The organism is Luteibacter yeojuensis (assembly GCF_000964085.1).
In the GTDB taxonomy this organism is placed as follows: Bacteria; Pseudomonadota; Gammaproteobacteria; order Xanthomonadales; family Rhodanobacteraceae; genus Luteibacter; species Luteibacter yeojuensis_A.
Genome location: NZ_JZRB01000034.1, coordinates 45,431 through 65,132, shown reverse-complemented (window position 1 = coordinate 65,132; position 19,702 = coordinate 45,431). Strand labels below are relative to the sequence as shown.

The following is a 19,702-nucleotide window of genomic DNA, read 5'->3' as shown; positions in this document are numbered from 1 at the left end:
CCCTACCGCGATAAGGAGCCCGTGATGTCGATGCACCGCATGGCCATGGCCGTCGCTTTCCTGGTCGCGGCGAGCGCCTTGCCCGCGCTTGCCGCCGACAAGCCGCAGCCGTTGCCCGGGCAGGACCAGCGCGTCGTGGCCAACGCCCTGCGCGAATGCCCCACCGCGCTGGAACGCTTCCTGCCCGGCGATTACTACTACTGCGACGCGACCCGCAACTTCTGGAGCGGGCGCGACGACGCCGCGCGGGCCAGCCTCAAGAACGCCGCGGCCTGGGCCAACAAGCCGGCGCAGTACGCCCTGGGCATCATGTACTTCAATGGCGACCACGCGGAAAAGAACCGCGCGCTGGGCCTTGCCTGGCTTGGCGTGGCCAACGAGCGGCACGACCCCGAGGTGCAGGCCGCCTTCATGGATGCCTACCGCAGGGTCACGCCCGAGGAGATGGCCCAGGCCGATGCCTACTACCGCGAGCTGAAGGCGACCTATGCCGACAAGGTGGCGGCGCCGCGCGCGTCGAAACGCTTCGACCGTGCGTATAGCGACCTCTTCTACGCCGTGAACTTCGGCGGTTCGGTGTTCATCGACGGCCTGGCGGGCCTGCCCATGAGCGATGGCATCGACCAGAACAACCCCGAGAACGGCACCAGCGGCTTTGTCATCGGCCGCATGTTGCAGGAGCGCAAGGCCACGGCCCTGGCCGGCTGGCAGGAAACCGTGACCGTGGGCGACCCCACCCTGGTGCCGGTGTCGCAGGTGATCCAGCGCCAGTAAGCGGGCACGCAAAAAAGCTCCCCCGGCCCTGGGCGGGGGGAGTGAAGGAAGCTCCACACACCAGGGGAGCGTCAGGGGGACTCGGGTGGGATCAGTGCAGGCCGCAGAGCAGGCCCAGTAGCAGCGCGCCCAGCGCGAGGGTGACGCGCAGGGGCTCGAAATTGCGTTCCAGTTCGGTGTTATCGGCGTCAGGCTTGGTCTTCATATTCTTGTTTTCCTTGCGTGGTGCCATTGCAACGCTGGCCGGGGCTTCCGGCGCGGCTCCCGTGGGGCATTCCACAGGCTGTTTGTGGCAAATCGCGGGCAAACGGCGCGTATAGGCCCAAGGCCTGCGCCTGCACGGGCAAAACACGGGCAAATGGGGCAGGGCGCTTGCGCGGCCCGGGCGGGCATAGCACCCTGCGCACGCCAACTCAGTGAACACGGAACGGAACGCCCATGGGCCGCAGCATCGCCATCGTTGAAGACGAACCCCTCATCCGCGCCAATTACGTCGAGGCCCTCACCCGCTTTGGCTACGAGGCCCGCGGCTATGGCTCGCGCGCCGAGGCCAGCAACGCTTTCGCCATGCGCCTGCCCGAGCTGGTCATCATCGACATTGGCCTGGGCGACGAGCCCGAGGGCGGCTTCGATCTGTGCCGCGAGCTGCGCGCCAAGAGCGCCACGCTGCCGCTGATCTTCCTCACCGCGCGCGATTCCGACTTCGACGTCATCAGCGGCCTGCGCCTGGGCGCCGACGATTACCTCTCGAAAGACACCAGCCTGCACCAGCTCGCCGCGCGCATCGCCGCGCTGTTCCGCCGCATCGAGTCGCTGAAGACGCCCGCCGCCAGCGAGAACGTCATCGAACACGGCCCGCTGCGCCTGGAAAGCGAGCGCATGCGCATCACCTGGAACGGCACCGAGATACCGCTCACCGTCACCGAGTTCTGGATGGTGCACACGCTGGTGCGCTTCCCCGGCCACGTGAAAAACCGCGACCAGCTCATGCGCGAAGCCGAACTCGTCGTCGACGACGCCACCATCACCTCGCACATCAAGCGCATCCGCAAGAAGTTCGTCGCGCTGGCCCCCGACTTCGACGCCATCGAAACCGTCCACGGCGTCGGCTACCGCTGGACCCCGTGACGTGCCCCCGCAAACCTTAGGACCCCTGAACGTGTCCCCGCAAAATGTAGGAGCCCACCCCGTGGGCGACTGCCTTGCCCCAGTCCCCCCGCGCCCACGCGCTGGCGCGCGATCGCGCACGGAGTGCGCTCCTACATTTAGCGCATGACCCTTCGCCAGAAACTCCTTCTCGTCGCTTTGTGCACCCTGGCACTCCCCGTGGCCGGGTGGCTCTACGTGCGCCAGATGGAAACCCTGCTGCGCGAAGGCCAGGCCCAGGCCCTGGTGGCGTCGGCGCGCGCGCTGGCGCGTAGCCTCGTCGTCGTCGAGGCGCCGCTGCCGCCGGCCGGCAGCGCGTGGTACGTGCAGAACGCCAACGTGCCCATCACCATCGACGGCTACGCCGATGACTGGGCGCCGCTGAGCCCGTGGGCGCAGCCGCTTGGCCGCAACGGCAAGGTGATGTTCGCCGAGGACGATCGCTGGCTGTACTTCACCATCGACGTGCGCGCCGCGCACCGCCGCCGCGCCGATGCCAGCGACCGCCTCGCGCTCAGCGCCGACCACCTCATCCTCTCCATCGCCAGCAACGAGGATTCGCAGCGCTACCTGCTCGCCAGCGCCGCACCCGGTTCCACCACGGCCATCGCGCTGGACCCGGAAGCCGGCGTGCTGCCCGATCGCATCAACGCGCAGTGGCAGGAAGACGGCGGCGGCTTCCGCGTGGAACTGAAGCTGCCACGCGGCCTGCGCCTCGACCGCTTCGGCGTCGGCGTGCACCTCGCCGCCGATGGCGATGCCGAACCGCTCAGCGCCGACATCCGCCCGCTGCTCGATTTCTCGCCCGCGTTATCGCAGGAGCTGGCGCGGCTGGCGCCGGATAACGTGCGCGTGCGCGTGCTCTCGCCCGATGCCTGGCTCACCGCGCAGACCGGCAAGCTCACGCTGCCCGACACGCCGGCCAATGGCCAGCCCGGCTGGTTCGCCGCGCTGGTGTACCGCTCACTGCTGGCCACGCGCCTCGACGACGCCAGCGCGTGGGCGGAAGATGCCCCGCGCATCGACCTGCCCGAAGTGCGCCGCGCGCTCGCCGGCAAGCCCGCCACCGCGTGGCGCGCGGGCGAGGCACGCGGCAGCGTCGTCCTCGCCGCCGCCATGCCCATCACCCAGGGCAACAAGCTGCATGGCGTGGTGCTGCTCGAGCAGCCCAGCCGCGCCGTGCCGCTGCTCGCCAACCGCGCGCTGTTCGGCCTGCTGCTCACCAGCTTCGCCGTGCTGCTGGTCGCCGGCGGCGTGCTGCTGCTGTTCGCCACGCGGCTCACCTTCCGCCTGCGCCGCCTGCGCAACGCCGCCGAACGCGCGCAGGACAACGACGGCCGCCTCGACGGCCCGTTCCCGCTCATCGATGCCACCGACGAACTCGGCGACCTGGCGCGCAGCTTCGCGCGGCTGTTCGACGTGGTGGGTGGCTATACCGATTACCTGCGCACGCTGGCGTCGAAGCTCTCGCACGAACTGCAGACGCCGCTGGCCATCGTCAAATCCTCGCTCGACAACCTCGACCACGCCGGGCTGCCGCCGGAAGCCGAGCCCTACCTCGCGCGTGCGCGTGATGGTGTCGCGCGGCTGGGTGCGCTGGTGCGCGCCATGAGCGAAGCGAGCCGCATGGAACGCGCCATCGCCTCGGCCGAAGCCGAGGACGTAAACCTCGTCGACGTGGTGCGTGGGTGCGCCGATGGGTATCGCTCGCTCTCCGGCGATCGCCCCATCGATGTCGACGTGCCCGACGTACCCGTGGTGATGCACGTCTCGCCCGAACTCATCGCGCAGGCGCTCGACAAGCTGTTCGACAACGCGTTGTCGTTCACGCCGGCCGGCGGGTGGATGCGCATCGCGTTGATCCCCACGGCCGATGGCGCCGACGTGGAACTTGCGAACCAGGGGCCGCCGTTGCCCGAGGCGATGCAGGGCCGCTTGTTCGATTCACTGGTAAGCCTGCGCGACAAAGCCACGCCCGGCGAAGCACCGCACCTCGGCCTCGGCCTCTACGTCGTCCGCCTCGTCGCCGAACGCCACCAGGGCAGCGCCAGCGCACGCAACATCGAAGGCGGCGTGGCGTTCACGCTGCACCTAAAAGGCCTGCCCCGCCAACGCCTGGCGTAACCCAAGCCCGACCCTACCCGCGCCGGCCCCTTGTAGGAGCGCACTCCGTGTGCGATGCCTTTTGTACAGCCGCCGCAGGAGCCCCGGCTCTTCCGCGAAAAGATGTCGCCCACCGCGTGGGCTCCTACATGGCCATCGCGCGCAAGCGCGCTCCCACAGGGTTGGCCGGATTGGCCCTACAATCGAGGGTCATCCCAAGGTCACCCCCGAGACCCCATGATTTCCCGCGAACAGTTCGACGCCTACGCCGCCGAGGGCTTTACCCGTATCCCCTTGGTGCGCGAGGTGTTTTCCGACCTCGATACGCCGCTTTCGGTGTACCTGAAGCTGGCCGATGGCCCGTATACCTTCCTGTTCGAGTCGGTCGAGGGCGGGGCGACCTGGGGCCGCCATTCCATGATCGGCCTGCCGGCGCGCCGGGTGTACCGCCTGCGCGGGCACGAGCTGGAGGTGGAGGAAAATGGCGAAGTGGTCGAAACCCGCCACCTGGCTGACCCGCTCGCCGAGATCGAGGTGCTGCGCAAGCAGTACGAGGTGCCCAAGCTGCCGGGCCTGCCGGACTTCACCGGCGGCCTCGTCGGCTACTTCGGTTTCGAGACCATCGGCTACATCGAAGAGCGCCTGGCCCAGTGGGACAAGAAAGACGAGCTGGGCACGCCCGATGTCCTCCTCATGCTCGCCGACGAGCTGGCGGTGTTCGATAACCTCAAGGGCCGCCTCTACCTCATCGTCCACGCCGACCCGTCGCGGCCGCAGGCCTACGCCGAGGCCTCGCGCCGGCTCGATGCGCTCACCTTCCGCCTGCGCCAGGGCGGCGTGTCGTACCCGCAGATCCAGCAGTCCGTCGCGCTCGATGAATCCGACTTCAAGTCGACGTTCACCCGCGAGGAGTACGAGGACATGGTGCGCACGGCGCAGGAATACATCCGCGCGGGCGATATCTTCCAGGTGGTGCCGTCGCAGCGCCTCAGCATCGGTTTCAACGCGCGCCCGGTGGACGTGTACCGCGCGCTGCGCGCGATGAACCCGTCGCCGTACATGTTCTTCATCGACATTGGCACCACGCAGATCGTCGGTTCCTCGCCCGAGATCCTGGTGCGCCTGAAGAACGGCCGCGTGGTGCTGCGCCCCATCGCCGGCACGCGCCGCCGCGGTAAGGATGAAGCCGAAGACGTGGCGCTCGAGACCGAGCTGCTGGCCGACCCGAAGGAGCGCGCCGAGCACCTCATGCTCATCGACCTCGGCCGCAACGACGTGGGCCGCGTGAGCCAGACCGGCACCGTGGAGCTCGCCGAATCGTTCGTCGTGGAACGTTACTCGCACGTCATGCATATCGTGTCGCAGGTGGAAGGCGACATCAAAGACGGCATGAGCTACATGGACGTCATCAAGGCCACCTTCCCGGCGGGTACCGTCAGCGGCGCGCCGAAGATCCGCGCCCTGGAGATCATCCAGGAACTGGAGCCGTTCAAGCGCAACATCTACGCCGGCGCCATCGGCTGGCTCGGCTGGTGGGGCGACGCCGACACCGCCATCGCCATCCGCACCGCGGTGATCCAGGATGGCCGCCTGCACGTGCAGGCCGGCGGCGGCGTCGTCTACGACTCCGACCCGGCGGCCGAGTGGGAAGAAACGATGAACAAAGGCCGCGCGCTCTTCCGCGCGGTGGCCCAGGCGGCAAAAGGATTGTAGGAGCCCACACTGTGGGCGACATCTTCTCGCCCCAGTCCACCCACCCTGTGGCAGTCCGCGAACAGCATCGCTCACAGGGTGAGCTCCTACCGGTGTGCGTTCGGGTATGCGGAGGTTTTTAGTGGTCACGAAATACATCGCCGCGGGTTCCATCGCTGTCATGGCGACCGTCGCCATGCCCGCACACGCGCGCCAGGGCTTCGCCGACGACGTGCCCTCGCGCACGCAGGCACTGGCCTTGCTGGAGACGCTCAACGCCGACCTGCTTAGCCACCCCAGCGCCACGCTGACGCTGGAACGCTGGTGCGGCGACCATGGGTTGGCGCCGGAGGCGAAGATCGTGGCGAAGCGGGTGAAAGGGCAGGACAAGCCGCTGGCGGCCGAGGATCGCGCCGCGCTGGGCATCGGCGCCGATGAACCGGTGCGCTACCGCCGCGTGCAGCTGGCCTGCGGCGAACACGTGCTGTCCGAAGCGGATAACTGGTACGTGCCAGCCCGCCTCACCGCGGAAATGAACCAGGTGCTGGACACCACCGACCAGCCCTTCGGCAAGGTGGTGCAGCCGCTCCATTTCCGTCGTCAGACCCTTAGCGCCGAGCTCCTGTGGCAACCGCTACCCAAACGCTGGGAAATGGACGCACCGCTGCCCCCGGCCGGCAAGGGCCCGCTGGCGATCCCCCACGACGTGCTGCGCCACCGTGCCGTCCTGTTCAACGAAGCCAACCAGCCCTTCAGCCTGGTGGTGGAAACCTATACGGCCGACGTTTTCGCCTTCGGCCGGCGCTAAACCTGTGGGAGCGCGCTTGCGCGCGATGGCCTCGCCTCAAGCCCCCATCGCGCGCAAGCGCGCTCCCACAAGGCGTAAGCCATCTAGCCGAATTGCCGGCCCGGGCCGGCGCGCCGAAGCTGTAGCCCTACCCTCGGGGGAAGCTGCCCATGCCCAGCGCGACCGTACCTACCCGCAAAGCGCCGGCCGCCCGGCCGGCGGTGAGCCCGTTGAACAGCCTGCTCACCGTGGCCAACGCGCCGCGCATCGGGCCGCAGCCGAAGTCGCTGGACAAGGCGCTGGCGGTGGCGCAGCACTGGGTGCAGCTTTCCGACGGCGGCCGCCGCCCCGATGCCATGTGGCTCGAAGCCGGCGCCATGATGCAGAAGATGGTGCCGCGCGCCGAGTGGGCCCGGCACCTGAAGTCGATCCGCCTGGATCGCGGCCTGCTCGTCGGCCGCGAGTGGTTCGAGATGGCGCGCGTGCGCGACCCGGTGGGCCTGCCGGCCGGTGACTACCTCAACGCCATCTTCCTCGCGCACTACACCAAGGCCGTGCTGTTCGAAACGGTGTCGCTGGCCCCGGGTGCGGATGGGTGGTTGCCGGTGGGCTATGTGATCCGGCCGGTGCAGCGTGAGATCAGCTTCGTGCAATAACACCCGAACCCCGTGTAGGAGCCCACTCCGTGGGCGATGGTTTTCATCGGGCTCGCATCAACGGTGTCGCGAAAAGATGTCGCCCACGGGGTGGGCTCCTACATTGTTTAACGCCTCGTCCAGCGCTTTGTAGAAGCGCTCGGGCGCTTCGAGCATCGGTGCATGGCCCAGGCCTTCGAGAGGGATCAGTTTCGCGCCGGGGATGGCGGCGGCAGCGGCCTTGCCGAGCGCGGGGTAATCGCCGAGTTTGGCCTGCACTTCGGGTGGCGCGGCGTCCTTGCCGATGGCGGTGCGGTCGCGCTGGCCGATGATCAGCACCGTCGGCACGCGGAGGTCGCCGAACTCATGCACCACGGGCTGGGTGTAGATCATGTCGTAGGTGAGCGCCCCGGCCCACGCCGAGGTTTGCAGGCCATCGCCTACGTACTGCCCCGCCTGCAGCAGCGCCCAGCGGTCGTATTCCGGCTTCCACGTGCCGTCGTAGTAGCTCTTCAGCTGGTAGGCCTTGATCGATGCGTACGTGGTCTTCAGCTCGCTTTGGTACCACGCATCGACGCTGCGCCACGGCACGCCCTTCTGCTTCCAGTCCTCGAGGCCGATGGGGTCGACCAGCACCAGTTTCTCCACGGCCGCCGGGTACATCAGCGCGTAACGCGTGCCCACCATGCCGCCCATCGAGTGCGCCACCACGGTGGCCTTCTGCACGCCCAGGCTTTCGAGCAGCGCGTGCGTGTTCGCGGCGAGCTGGTGCAGGCTGTACTGGTAGCCCCTCGGCTTCGACGATTTGCAGAACCCCACCTGGTCGGGGATCACCACGCGCCAGCCTTCATCGCGCAGCCGCTCGGCGGTGGCCTGCCAGTACGGCCCGCAGAAATTCTTCCCATGCAGCAGCACGGCGGTATGCCCGTTCGGCGTCGCCGGCTTCAGGTCCATGTAGGCCATCTCCAGCGACTGGCCCTGGCTCTGCACCGGGAACAGGGTGACGGGGTAGGGATATTCGGCACGTTCCAGGCGGCCTCCCAGGTCCTTCGTGGCCGGCGCCTCGGCGGCGGCGGCGGGCAGGGCGGCAAGCAGGGCGAGGAGTAGGACGGTGCAGCGCATTCGGATCTCCAGCGAGGCAAGGCTCCTCTGGGATATAGCCGCGGGAACGTTTACATTGTGCGACGCGCGGCCGGTATCAGCGCCCGGCGCGACCCGCCGCCGCGCACCCTATACTCGGAAGCCAGCCACCAGGGACCCCGCCATGAGCGAGCACGACACGCCGACACGCGAGTACACCCGGCCGCCGTTGATCCGCGGCGTGGACCCGCAGCGCATGAACTGGATGTGGCAGCTGATCTTGCAAGCCACTGACCTGGACCCGAAAGAAGTGCGCGCCGCGCTCAACGCCATCGGCGTCGCGGCCACCGACCAGCGCCTGGCCAGCTGGAACGTCAGCGACCGCGCTGAGAACTATTTCCCGATGAGCATCGCGGAAGTGGAGCGCAACCTGCGCGCGGTGATCGCCTACCGGCAGAAGGCGAAACCCGCCACGGCCACGCAGCCACCGGCGGACGAGCCGCCCGCCGCCGACGAAGAAAAACCTCAGGAATAACGGCTCGCCAGGAACCGGAAGAACGCGCGCAGGCCCTGCGCTTCGCCGCCCCGCGGGTGCCCGGGGCGCTCGCCGTCGTTCCACGCGTACGTATCCAGGTGCATCCAGTTCTGGCTATCGGGCACGAAGCGCTCGAGGTACAGCGCGGCGGTGATGGCGCCGGCCTGGCGCGAGGGGCCACCGTTGGCGAAATCGGCGATGTACGAATCGAGCATGCGGCGGTACGGGCGCCACAGCGGCAGGCGCCACATCGGGTCGTCCACGCTTTCCGCCGCGCCGATGACCTCGTCGGCCAGCTGGTCGCGGTTGGTGAACAGCGCCGGGATCTCCGGGCCCAGCGCCACGCGCGCGGCGCCGGTGAGCGTGGCGAAATCCACGATGAGGTCGGGCGATTGCTCCACGGCGAACGCCAGCGCATCGCACAGCACCAGGCGGCCTTCGGCGTCGGTGTTGTCCACTTCCACCGTATGGCCCGCGCGGGTGCGGATGACTTCGCCCGGGCGCATGGCGTTGCCGGCGATGGCGTTCTCCACGGCCGGCACCAGCAGCGTCAGGCGCACCGGCAGGCGCGCCTTCATCACCAGGCCCGCAAGCGCGATGGCGTGGGCGGCGCCGCCCATGTCCTTCTTCATCCAGCGCATGCCGTCGGAGGGCTTGATGTCCAGGCCGCCGGTATCGAAGCACACGCCCTTGCCGACGATCACCAGCTTCGGGTTGGAGTTCTTGCCCCAGGTGAGCTCGATAAGGCGCGAGGGACGGTGGCTGGCGCGGCCCACGGCGTGGATGGTCGGGAAGTTGCCCGTGAGCAGCTCATCGCCCACCCACTCGCGCACCTTCGCCTTGTGCTCGGCGGCATGCGCGTGAACGGCGGCGGAAAGCTCCGCCGGGCCCATGTCTTCGGTGGGCGTGTTCACGAGGTCGCGCACTTCGTACACCGCATCGACCAGCGGCTGCACCGTGCGCAGCGTGGCTGGCTCGACCAGCAGCTGCGCCGCCGGGCGCGCGGCCTTGCGGTAACGCTCGAAACGGTACGCGCCCAGGGCCCAGCCCAGCGCGAGCAGGTCGCGGTCGTCGACGATGGTGTCTTCGGTGAGCTCGTAGATGCCCTCGGGCAGGCGCTGCGGCAGCGCGCCCAGGGCGGCGATGGGATCCTTGCGATCGACACCGACCAGCACGCGCGCGATGCCGCCCGCGTTGTTGGGCAGGACGGCGACGGAACCCGGCGTAGGGCGGAAACCCAGCGAAGCCAGCCACTGACGATGCATCGCGCCCAGTTTCTGCTCGGTGGCGGGCATGGAGGCCACGTCCACGAGCTCAAGGGTGGTGACAGCGCGCTTTCCGGATTTCCGGTCGATCAGTGGTGACATCAGGCCTCCCGTGCCTCGCGGCAGTTGGGTGCCGCGTCAATGACTGGTTGTGTTCGCCCCGTATTCTAGCCACCCATGGGCACGGACGCGTCAATCCAGTCCGCCAGGGCCGTCATATCGCTGAATTCAAGGTCTGGCGCGGGCCCGTGGGACCACGCCGCGCCCGTGCGGTTGAGCCAGACAGTTCTCAAACCGGCCTCGTGGGCGCCCACCACGTCGAGCAGTGGGTCGTCGCCGACGTGCAGGATTTCGCCCGGCGCCACGCCCAGGGCCTCGGCCGCGGCGAGGAAGATCTTCGGGTCGGGCTTGGCCACGCCCGCGCCGGCCGCGCTGATGCGCGTGTGGAAGAAGTGGTGCAGGCCAATCACTTCCAGGTCGGCATTGCCGTTGGAAATGCTGGCGATGGGCAGCTTCGCGGCGATGCGGCCCAGCGCATCGAGGGAATCGGGGTAGAGCTCGACGTTGTTGCGTGCCGCGTAGTAGATGCCCCACAAGGCATCCACCGGCGCATCGTCGATGCCGCAGGCCGCGAAGGCCTCGCGGATGGTGATGCGGCGCTGCTCGCTGAAATCATGCGCCAGGTGCGTGTGCTCACGCGCCACTTTCTCGCGCAGCTCGCGCATGGCGTCGATGGGCCACTTAGTGGCGACGTCAGGGTGGTGCGCCTGCAGCCAGCGATCCACGCAGTGCTCGGCCTCGATGAGGGCCGGGAGCACGGGCCATAGGGTGTCGTCGAGGTCGAGGGTTAGGGCGCGGATGGGCATGGGGTTTAGAGCATCGCCCACGGGGGTGGGCTCCTACAGTACGGCCGGGCGGCGGTGGTAGGAGCCCACACCCGTGGGCGATGCTCTTCCAATCAACGAGCCGAAACCTTCAAAACCTGCCCCAGCTTCACGTTGTTATCCTTCAGCCCATTCATGGCGCGCAGCTGGTTCACGTCCACGTTGTTGCGCTTGGCGATGGAATACAGCGTATCGCCCGAGGCCACCTTGTAGGTCTTGCCACCGGTGGCGGCCGGCTTCTTCTCGGCGGCGGCAGCCTTGGCCACGGCCTTCGGCGCTTCCGCCTTCTTCGGCTCGGCCTTCACCGGTGCCGACGAGACCTTCGGCGTTTCCACCGTGTTGGCCTTCTCGACCGCGCTGGGCGCGGCGGCCGGCTTGGCCGTGGGCTTGCCCGCGACGGTGACGGCATCGCCCGTCACCTTGGCGAACTTGCCGCCGATCTTCGCGTTATCCGATGCCGTGAAGGCTTCCACGCGCACGCCACGGAAGGCCTGGTGCGCGGTGGTGGTGACGCTGGCGATGACATGCGCGAACGGCGAGGCCTCGGCGGCGGCCGCAGCGGCAGCGGCCGTCTTCGGCGCCTTGCCCTTGCCCGGGGTGGCCTTGGCCACGGCGGATTCCTTCGCGGCCTCGGCGGCGGCGGCGGGGGCGGCCGCGGCGGCGACGGTCGGCGTGGTCATCGGCTGGCCCACCGTGGCGCGCGTGCCCACGGTGGAGGCGATCTTGGCGCGGCGGGCGGCATCGCCCGAGGCCAGGGCCGTGCCATCGGCGTACGGCACCAGGCTATGCGCACGCAGCAGCGAGCTGCCGGCGCTGGAGGTGACGAACGCGAGGAACTCCTTCACGTCGGCCGCCTTCGGGCTGGCATCGTTGCTGACCAGGTAAAGCTCGGTGTACAGCGGGTAGGCGCCGCTGGCGATGGACGAGGCGGTGGGCTTCACGCCATCGATCGACAGGGCCTTCAGCTTGGCGTTGTTGCCCATGCCGGCGAGGGTGGTGGCACCCAGGCCGCGGCGATCGAGCGTGACGCCTTCTTCCAGCTTCGACTGGTTCACGTACAGGCGCGGCGCGGCCACCGGCTGGTTGCCGCGGCCGAACAGCAGCTTGCGCAGGCTCCACTCCACGCCATCGCCCGGGCTGGCCACCGCGTAGAGGTTGATGGGCGCGTCATCGCCACCCAGCTCCTTCCAGTTGGTGATGTGGCCCATGTAGATCTCGTGCAGCTGCATCAGGGTGATGTTGCTGACCGGGTTGGACGGGTAGGTGACCATGACCAGGCCATCCCACGCCACGGGCGTGAAGGTAAGTGACTGCTCCTTGCCGCCGATGCCGGGGCGGGCCGAGCCGGCGAGATCCGCCGTGCCCGCGGCCACGGCGTCAATGCCCGAGGCGGTGTTGAACGGCTGCAGTTCGAACTTGCCCTTGCCGGCCTTTTCGTAAGCCTTGGCGACATCGGTGACCACGCCGCGCGCGGTGGTGACGTCGCCACGCCAGATGAGTTGGGGGCCGGCAGCCAGGGCGGTGGCAGAGGCACTAAGGCCGATCAGCGTGGCGGTAAACAGTCGCGCGAGACGAAGAGACATGGACGGCAAGAACTCCGAACAGAACGGGGTGGCTGATTTGGGCCGCAATTGTGGGCCATAAGGGCCCCAAGCGCACCATCGACGTCATTCAGCATCCTGCCGGGACAAACCCGAACGTAACCTGTCGGGGTAGAAAAATCTCATGAGAAGGGCAGACAACCCACACCGCCATGGTAGGAGCCCACCCCCGTGGGCGACATCTTTTCGCGATATGGCTAAAGGCTGTCGCCCACAGGGGTGGGCTCCTACATGGGTGTTGGTGGGTTTATAGGACGGCGTAGTAGATCGCGTCGTCACGAACAATCGTCAACAACAACTGCCGCCCACCCAACGTCCCCGTGGTGGGCAACGCCTTCAACCCCGGCACCCGCCGCTGGCCTATCGCCGCCAGCACATCCCCGTCGCGCAACCCAGCCTGGTACGCCGCCGAGCCCGGCTTCACGCCCGATAGCACCACGCCGTACAGCCCCTGCGCCTTCTGCTCCTGCGTGAGGTCGCCGAGCGTCACGCCGGCCAGGCGCTTGTCCACCTTGCCGCCGTCAAGCGTGGCCAGCTTCGTCGCCTCGATGGCGGCCGTGACCTCGCGCGCCGCGCCTTCGCGCTGCACGCCCAGCTTCACCTGTGCGCCCACCGGCAGCAGGCCTTCGGTATTGCGCACATCCTGCGCCGAGCGCACCGGCTTGCCGTCGATGGCGGTGAGCACATCGCCCGTCTGCAGGCCCGCGCCATCGGCCGGCGAGCCGCTGGTGACACCCGTGACCACCGCGCCGTTGGTGTCCTTCAGGCCCAGCGCCTTGGCGATGCGCGGGGTGATGTCCTGCACCTCCACGCCCAGGTTCCCGCGGCGGACCTTGCCGTAAGCGAGCAACTGCTTCATCACCGAGCTGGCCAGGTCGGTGGGGATGGCGAAGCCGATGCCCACGTTGCCGCCCGAGGGCGTGAAGATCATGGAGTTGATGCCCACCAGCTCGCCGCGCAGGTTCACCAGCGCGCCGCCGGAGTTGCCGGGGTTGATCGAGGCATCGGTCTGGATGAAGTTCTGGATGCCCTTGCCCAGGCCCGTGCGGTTCAACGCCGAGACCATGCCCGAGGTGGCGGTCTGGCCCAGGCCGAAGGGATCGCCCACGGCCACCACGAAATCGCCGACACGCAGCTGCGCCGAATCCGCCACCGGCAACGCCTGCAGCCGCTCGGCGGGGATCTGCAGCACGGCCACGTCGGTATCCGGGTCGGTGCCGATCAGCCTGGCCTTGAAGTCGCGGCCATCCTGCAGGGTGACGGTGATATCGTCCGCGCCCCCCACCACATGGTTGTTGGTCAGCACATAGCCCTTGGCCGCATCCACCACCACGCCCGACCCCAGGCTCTGCTCCACGCGCTCACGCGGTATGCCCTGGCCGAACAGCTGCGCGAACAACGGATCATCGACGTAGGCGCGCGACTTCACGCGGGTCTTGGTGCTGATGTTCACCACCGCGGGTGTCACCTTGGCCAGCATGGGGGCCAGCGAGGGTACGGGCTGGCCGTCGACGGCGGGGGGAATGGAGGCGAAGGCTGGGGTCGCCAGGACCATGGCGACGAGGGCGCCGAGGGTGCGGCGGTAGGGCATGGGTGGAGCTCCTTGGCGGGTGCAGGTCGAGGGGATCGCGCACGGGGTGCGCTCCTACAAGAGCCGCCAAGCCCCCTGTAGGAGCGCACCCCGTGCGCGATGCTCCCGCCCCCTAAGACCACCACAACAACGATCAGTTTCAACCCCTGAGACAGCTGTATCCGACACTTTACATCGGCCCCCTCCGGGCGTAAGGTTCACCCCGGCCGCAACCACAACATCTTGTGTTCCTTCGTTCGATAGTTACCAAGTGCTGGTGCTGCGGATACTCAGGTTCAAGCTTCAACCCTACGTCTGGAAAGGCTTTTCGGCAGCCGGCGGCGGGGTACAAGGGATGGTCGATTTCGTCCGGGGGGAGGGAATCGACGGGTTGCGCCCACGCATACCTATAAGAACGGCCCACGACAGGCCGAGCACCGAGGACGACACACACAATGAGCACCGCACGCGCCCAGGCCATCGGCCTTGAATCGGCCATCCCGTTGCAGCCGGCGTCCTACGACATCTGGGACAAGAAGTACCGCCTGAAGGCCAAGTCGGGCGAGCCCGTCGACGCCTCGGTGGACGGCACCTACCAGCGCGTGGCCCGCGCCCTCTCCGAGGTGGAAGCCACCGACGAGCTGCGCGCCCATTGGTACGAGCGTTTCCTGTGGGCCCTGCGCCGCGGCGCCATCCCCGCCGGCCGCATCACCTCCAACGCTGGCGCGCTGGAGCACAAGCCCGCCACCTCCACCATCAACTGCACCGTCTCGGGCACCATCCACGATTCCATGGATGACATCCTGGAGAAGGTCCACGAAGCCGGCCTCACCCTCAAGGCGGGCTGCGGCATCGGTTACGAATTCAGCACGCTGCGCCCGCGCGGCGCGTACGTGAGCGGCGCGGGCGCCCATACCTCGGGCCCGCTGTCGTTCATGGATATCTACGACAAGATGTGCTTCACCGTCTCGTCCGCCGGCGGCCGCCGCGGCGCGCAGATGGGCACCTTCGACATCAGCCACCCCGATGCCAAGGAATTCATCCGCGCCAAGCGCGAGGATGGCCGCCTGCGCCAGTTCAACCTCTCGCTGCTCATCACCGACGGCTTCATGGACGCGGTGGAGAACGACCAGGACTGGCCCACCGTGTTCCCGGTGCACGTGAAGGAACAGCACGAGATCGACCTCACCGACGCCGCCAAGGTCGTGTGGCGCGAGTGGCCCACCAAGGAACACTACGTCACCCGTGACGACGGCCTGGTGGCCTGCAAAATCTACGGCCACATCCGCGCCCGCCACCTGTGGGACATGATCATGGTCTCGACGTACGACTACGCCGAGCCAGGCTTCATCCTCATCGACCGCGTCAACGAGATGAACAACAACTGGTGGTGCGAGCACATCCGCGCCACCAACCCCTGCGGCGAGCAGCCCCTGCCGCCGTACGGCTCGTGCCTGCTCGGCTCGGTGAACCTCACCACCTTCGTGCGCGACCCGTTCGGCCCCAAGGCCCGCTTCGACTGGGAGGAATACCGCGAAGTGGTCCGCGTGTTCACCCGCATGCTCGATAACGTGGTGGAAATCAACGGCCTGCCGCTGCCGCAGCAGCAGCACGAGATCCTCAGCAAGCGCCGCCACGGCATGGGCTTCCTCGGCCTGGGCAGCACGCTCACCATGCTGAAGATGCGCTACGGCTCCGCCGACGCCGTGCAGTTCACCGAAGAAGTGAGCCGCGACATGGCCGTGGCCGGCTGGGAAGTGGCCCTGGAGCTGGCGAAGGAAAAAGGCCCGGCCCCGGTGCTGGCCCAGACCTTCGACGTCACCGGCGACATGCTGCGCAAGCGCCCCGAGATGGTGAAGGACGGCTGGAAGGTCGGCGACGCCATCAAGGGTTCGGTGCTGCACGCCAGGTACTCGCGCTACATGCAGCGCGTGGCCACGGTGGCCCCCAACCTCGTGGCCCAGCTGGCCGAGACCGGCGCCCGCTTCACCCACCACTCGTCCATCGCGCCCACCGGCACCATCAGCTTGAGCCTGGCCAACAATGCCTCCAACGGCATCGAGCCCAGCTTCGCCCACCATTACTCGCGCAACGTGATCCGCGAGGGCAAGAAGAGCAAGGAGAAGGTGGAGGTCTACAGCTACGAGCTGCTGGCCTACCGCGCCCTCATCAATGGCGATGCCATGCCCTTCACCGACGATGCCAAGAACCGCCTGCCCGAGTACTTCGTGGCCGCCGACGACATCAGCCCCAAGGAGCACGTGGATATCCAGGCCGCCTCGCAGAAGTGGATCGACAGCTCCATTTCCAAGACCGCCAACGTCCCCACGGATTACCCGTACGAGGACTTCAAGGACATCTACTTCTACGCCTACAAGCAGGGCCTGAAGGGCTGCACCACCTTCCGCTTCAACCCCGCCGCGTTCCAGGGCGTGCTTGTCAAAGAAACCGATCTTGAGAACACCCTCTACCGCTTCGAATTGGAAGACGGTAGCGTTGTCGAACTTAAGGGCAACGACGAAGTGGAATACGACGGTGAAATGCACACCGCCGCCAACCTCTTCGACGCCCTTAAAGAAGGTTATTACGGCAAGTTCTGACCCCGCGGAGAGGGATTAACAAGATGACGAACGAACACCAGATCGACGAGGCAGAGCTGCCGAAGGCCGACGCGGAGACCACCGACAGCACCGGAACCGAGGTGTCGTCGACCGAATCCGCCACGCCCGGCCACCCGCCGCTCGTCGCCAAGAAGGTGGTGAAGAAGAAGCCCGTGGCCAAGAAGGTCATCGAGCCGAACCCCACCGCCGAAGCCACCAGCGCGGTCGCCACCAGCGAACCGGATTACATCGCCGAGCTCGACGGCCCCAAGATCGAAGCCGACAAGCCCAAGCGCGCCCGCAAGCCGGCCGCCCCCAAGCTCGAAAGCCAAAAAGACATAGCCGGCGACGAAATCGCCGCCCACCAGGCCGACGAAGCCAACGCCCCCAGCAAGTCGGTCGCTACCGCTTCTGTGGAACCCCCCTCTTCTGTGGGAGCCGGCTCGCCGGCGAAAGCCACCCCCAAGCCCAAGAAGAAGCCCGCAGCAAAGAAAGCCGCCCCGAAAAAAGCAGCAGCCAAAAAGGCCCCGGCCAAGAAGGCCGCGGTAAAGAAAGCCGCAGCCAAGAAAGCCGCCGTCAAGAAGGCCCCGGCCAAAAAGGCAGCAGTGAAGAAGGCCGCCGCCAAAAAGACCGCCGTAAAGAAAACGGCATTCAAGAAGGCCGCAGTCAAGAAGGCAGCCACCAAGAAGGTCGCTTCGAAGAAGGTTGCCGCAAAGAAGGTAGCCACCAAGAAGGCCCCGGCGAAGAAGGCCCCGGCCAAGAAGGTCACCTCAAAGAAGGTCGCTACCAAAAAGGCCTCGGCCCGCAAGGTAACCACCAAGAAAACCCCCGCTCGCAAGGTCGCCGCGAAGAAGGCCGTCAAGAAGGTCATCGCCCGCGTCGCCAAGAAGGCTTCCACTGCCCGCAAGGCAGTGAAGAAGGCCGTCGCCAAGGTGACCCGCAAGGTCGCCGGCCGCACGGCCCCCAAGAAGACGGTCCGCAAGGCCGCTCCGAAAAAGGCAGCCGCCAAGGTTGCCAAGAGGTCCACTGCCAGCAAGACCGGCCGTACGTCGGCGCGCAAGACCGCCGGCCGTGGCCGTCGCAAGTAAGAAGTAACCCTCCGGCCCGGCGTACGCGCCGGGCCGGATTTCCACCTGAAAGAGTAAGAAACCATGGCGATCAAGATCGAAAAGAAGATCAAGGGCTACCAGGTCGTAAAGCCCGAGGATAAAGCCCCCGCAGCCGCCGCACCCGCGCCGGTGAAAGAGGCCGCGCCCGTCGCCGAAGTCATCCAGATGCACGAGAGCCTCGAGCGTCCGGAAACCCTGGTGGGCAACACGTACAAGATCAAGTCGCCGCTCTTCGAGCACGCGCTGTACGTCACCATCAACGATATCGTGCTCAACGCCGGCACCCAGCACGAGCAGCGCCGCCCCTTTGAGCTGTTCATCAACTCGAAGAACATGGACCACTTCCAGTGGATCGTGGCGCTCACCCGAATCCTCTCCGCCGTCTTCCGCAAGGGTGGCGACGTTACGTTCATCGTCGAAGAGCTCAAGGCCGTCTTCGACCCCCGCGGCGGCTACTTCAAGGCCGGCGGCGTCTACATGCCCAGCATCGTGGCCGAAATCGGCGCCGTCATCGAGCAGCACATGAAGTCGATCGGCCTCATCCACGACCCGGACATGGACGAAGCCACCAAGCGCCTCATCGCCGAAAAGCGCGCCGCGTACGAAAAGTCGACCGCCAAGCCCGCCCCGGCCGCTACCGCCGCCCCCGCTCCTGTGGGAGCCGGCTCGCCGGCGAGCTCTTCAACCGAAGCCGACAGCCACACAAACGCCTCCGGCTTCCCCGCCGGCGCCACCCTGTGCGCCAAGTGCAATACCCAGGCGCTGGTGCTGATGGATGGGTGCCAGACTTGTTTGAATTGTGGGTATTCGAAGTGCGGGTGATTGATCGCACTGTTAACGCACGCTTTTGCTCGACGTCGGACTTTAGCGGAAGAAATGTAGGCACTCGCTAGGCGGTCAAATGAATGACTTTCAAAATGAGGACACCCAGCGAACTGCGGTCGAGACGGATTTGTCTTGTGAGCCGATGAACGAAGTGCCTGTCTGCGCATCTGGGCGCTGGACTGCGCGAAAGAGACTCAGCCCCACAGCGAATTTTGGACTTTGGACTGTGGACTCCGAGGCATTCCTCAAGTCCCTGCCCAACGAGCCCCTATTCGATCTGGTCGTCACTTCGCCTCCCTACAATATCGGCAAGTCCTACGAGAAGAAGACGGATCTGACCTCCTATCTCGAATGGCAGCAGCGCATTATCGAAGAAATTGTTCCTCGACTTCGATACGGCGGCAGCCTTTGCTGGCAGGTCGGAAATTTCGTCGAGCACAATGAAGTCTTTCCCTTGGATATCGAATTTGCGCCGATCTTCCGGCGGCTCGGTCTTCGGTTGCGCAATCGAATAGTGTGGCAATTTGGACACGGGCTGCACACGCGTCGTAGATTCTCCGGTCGCTACGAAGTCGTCATGTGGTACACCAAGAGCAATCCTAGGGATGAAACGTACACGTTTAATCTCGATGCTGTCCGCGTGCCTGCAAAATATCCCGGAAAGAAGCACTTCAAGGGGCCCAACGCAGGCAAGTACTCCGGAAATCCTCTCGGAAAGAACCCTGAGGATGTGTGGAACATTCCCAATGTGAAAAATAATCACGTTGAGAAGACTGATCACCCGTGCCAGTTCCCCGTTGGGCTCATCGAGAGACTGGTGCTCGCTCTCACCAACGAAGGTGATCTTGTTTTTGATCCATTCGCTGGTGTGGGATCTAGTGGGGTCGCGGCTGCTATTCACAATCGTCGATTTTGGGGCTGCGAACTTGATAGTGGTTACGCATCTTCTGGCGTTGAGAGGATTAATGATGCGCTCGGTGGTAGAGCTCGTTATCGTCCCCACGACAAAGAGCTTCATGACCACACAAAGGGTGCACTCGCCATCGCTCCGGCGGGATTCCGTTACGCAACGTAAGGCTTGAAGTTCGCTAACAGG

Annotated in this window: 16 protein-coding genes; 11 read left to right on the top strand and 5 right to left on the bottom strand. The window is 66.6% G+C overall.

Translation table 11 applies throughout. The features are described 5' to 3' along the window. The first annotated feature begins 24 nt into the window (after window positions 1-24). The 6 genes from VI08_RS21020 (at window position 25) to VI08_RS21015 (ending at window position 7,158) form a co-directional block, all read left to right on the top strand. Window positions 25-774, top strand: coding sequence for a sel1 repeat family protein (locus VI08_RS21020; RefSeq protein WP_052698002.1), 750 nt, complete (start codon window positions 25-27; stop codon window positions 772-774). A gap of 438 nt (window positions 775-1,212) precedes the next feature. After that, window positions 1,213-1,902 (top strand): proteobacterial dedicated sortase system response regulator, encoded by a 690-nt coding sequence (gene pdsR / locus VI08_RS15520; protein WP_045830515.1) that lies wholly within the window; start codon window positions 1,213-1,215, stop codon window positions 1,900-1,902. 144 nt (window positions 1,903-2,046) lie between these two features. Continuing rightward, window positions 2,047-4,044 carry an ATP-binding protein gene (locus tag VI08_RS15515; RefSeq protein ID WP_045830514.1) on the top strand — a complete coding sequence of 666 codons (1,998 nt, stop codon included), beginning with the start codon at window positions 2,047-2,049 and terminating at the stop codon, window positions 4,042-4,044. Window positions 4,045-4,260: 216 nt separating this feature from the next. Further along, a complete protein-coding gene (trpE, locus tag VI08_RS15510) occupies window positions 4,261-5,736 on the top strand; it encodes an anthranilate synthase component I (protein WP_045830513.1) in 1,476 nt (491 codons plus the stop codon). Between the two features lie 121 nt (window positions 5,737-5,857). After that, window positions 5,858-6,523: a hypothetical protein gene (locus VI08_RS15505; RefSeq protein WP_198148973.1), complete on the top strand. Its 666-nt coding sequence runs from the start codon at window positions 5,858-5,860 to the stop codon at window positions 6,521-6,523. Between the two features lie 149 nt (window positions 6,524-6,672). Continuing rightward, complete coding sequence (locus VI08_RS21015; protein WP_084621555.1) at window positions 6,673-7,158, top strand: DUF4019 domain-containing protein; 486 nt, start codon at window positions 6,673-6,675, stop codon at window positions 7,156-7,158. Window positions 7,159-7,215: 57 nt separating this feature from the next. Here the strand turns inward: VI08_RS21015 and VI08_RS15495 are convergent, their stop codons facing one another. Further along, entirely contained in the window at window positions 7,216-8,259 is a 1,044-nt protein-coding gene (locus VI08_RS15495; RefSeq protein WP_045830512.1) for an alpha/beta fold hydrolase, read from the bottom strand. Window positions 8,260-8,401: 142 nt separating this feature from the next. Between VI08_RS15495 and VI08_RS15490 the strand changes: the two genes are divergently transcribed. Then, window positions 8,402-8,752 carry a hypothetical protein gene (locus VI08_RS15490; protein WP_045830511.1) on the top strand — a complete coding sequence of 117 codons (351 nt, stop codon included), beginning with the start codon at window positions 8,402-8,404 and terminating at the stop codon, window positions 8,750-8,752. Here the strand turns inward: VI08_RS15490 and VI08_RS15485 are convergent. The 4 genes from VI08_RS15485 to VI08_RS15470 all read right to left on the bottom strand — a co-directional run bounded on the left by VI08_RS15485 (window position 8,743) and on the right by VI08_RS15470 (window position 14,093). Beyond that, window positions 8,743-10,119: a leucyl aminopeptidase family protein gene (locus VI08_RS15485; RefSeq protein WP_052698000.1), complete on the bottom strand. Its 1,377-nt coding sequence runs from the start codon at window positions 10,117-10,119 to the stop codon at window positions 8,743-8,745. The two genes, VI08_RS15490 and VI08_RS15485, sit on opposite strands and share 10 nt — an antisense overlap. A 65-nt stretch (window positions 10,120-10,184) precedes the next feature. Continuing rightward, a complete protein-coding gene (locus tag VI08_RS15480; protein WP_045830510.1) occupies window positions 10,185-10,883 on the bottom strand; it encodes an HAD family hydrolase in 699 nt (232 codons plus the stop codon). A gap of 92 nt (window positions 10,884-10,975) precedes the next feature. Then, a complete protein-coding gene (locus tag VI08_RS15475) occupies window positions 10,976-12,484 on the bottom strand; it encodes a LysM peptidoglycan-binding domain-containing protein (RefSeq protein WP_045830509.1) in 1,509 nt (502 codons plus the stop codon). A gap of 265 nt (window positions 12,485-12,749) precedes the next feature. Further along, window positions 12,750-14,093: a Do family serine endopeptidase gene (locus VI08_RS15470; protein ID WP_045830508.1), complete on the bottom strand. Its 1,344-nt coding sequence runs from the start codon at window positions 14,091-14,093 to the stop codon at window positions 12,750-12,752. A 434-nt stretch (window positions 14,094-14,527) separates the two neighbouring features. Between VI08_RS15470 and VI08_RS15465 the strand changes: the two genes are divergently transcribed. From VI08_RS15465 to VI08_RS21450, 4 genes are all read left to right on the top strand, one after another. Continuing rightward, window positions 14,528-16,672 (top strand): adenosylcobalamin-dependent ribonucleoside-diphosphate reductase, encoded by a 2,145-nt coding sequence (locus VI08_RS15465; protein WP_045830507.1) that lies wholly within the window; start codon window positions 14,528-14,530, stop codon window positions 16,670-16,672. Window positions 16,673-16,695: 23 nt separating this feature from the next. Continuing rightward, on the top strand, window positions 16,696-17,760 hold the full coding sequence (locus VI08_RS22090) for a histone H1-like repetitive region-containing protein (RefSeq protein WP_198148972.1): 1,065 nt from the start codon (window positions 16,696-16,698) through the stop codon (window positions 17,758-17,760). Window positions 17,761-17,823: 63 nt separating this feature from the next. Further along, entirely contained in the window at window positions 17,824-18,603 is a 780-nt protein-coding gene (locus VI08_RS15455; protein WP_045830506.1) for an NrdJb, read from the top strand. A 79-nt stretch (window positions 18,604-18,682) separates the two neighbouring features. Continuing rightward, window positions 18,683-19,681 (top strand): DNA-methyltransferase, encoded by a 999-nt coding sequence (locus VI08_RS21450; RefSeq protein ID WP_198148971.1) that lies wholly within the window; start codon window positions 18,683-18,685, stop codon window positions 19,679-19,681. Window positions 19,682-19,702 lie beyond the last annotated feature (21 nt).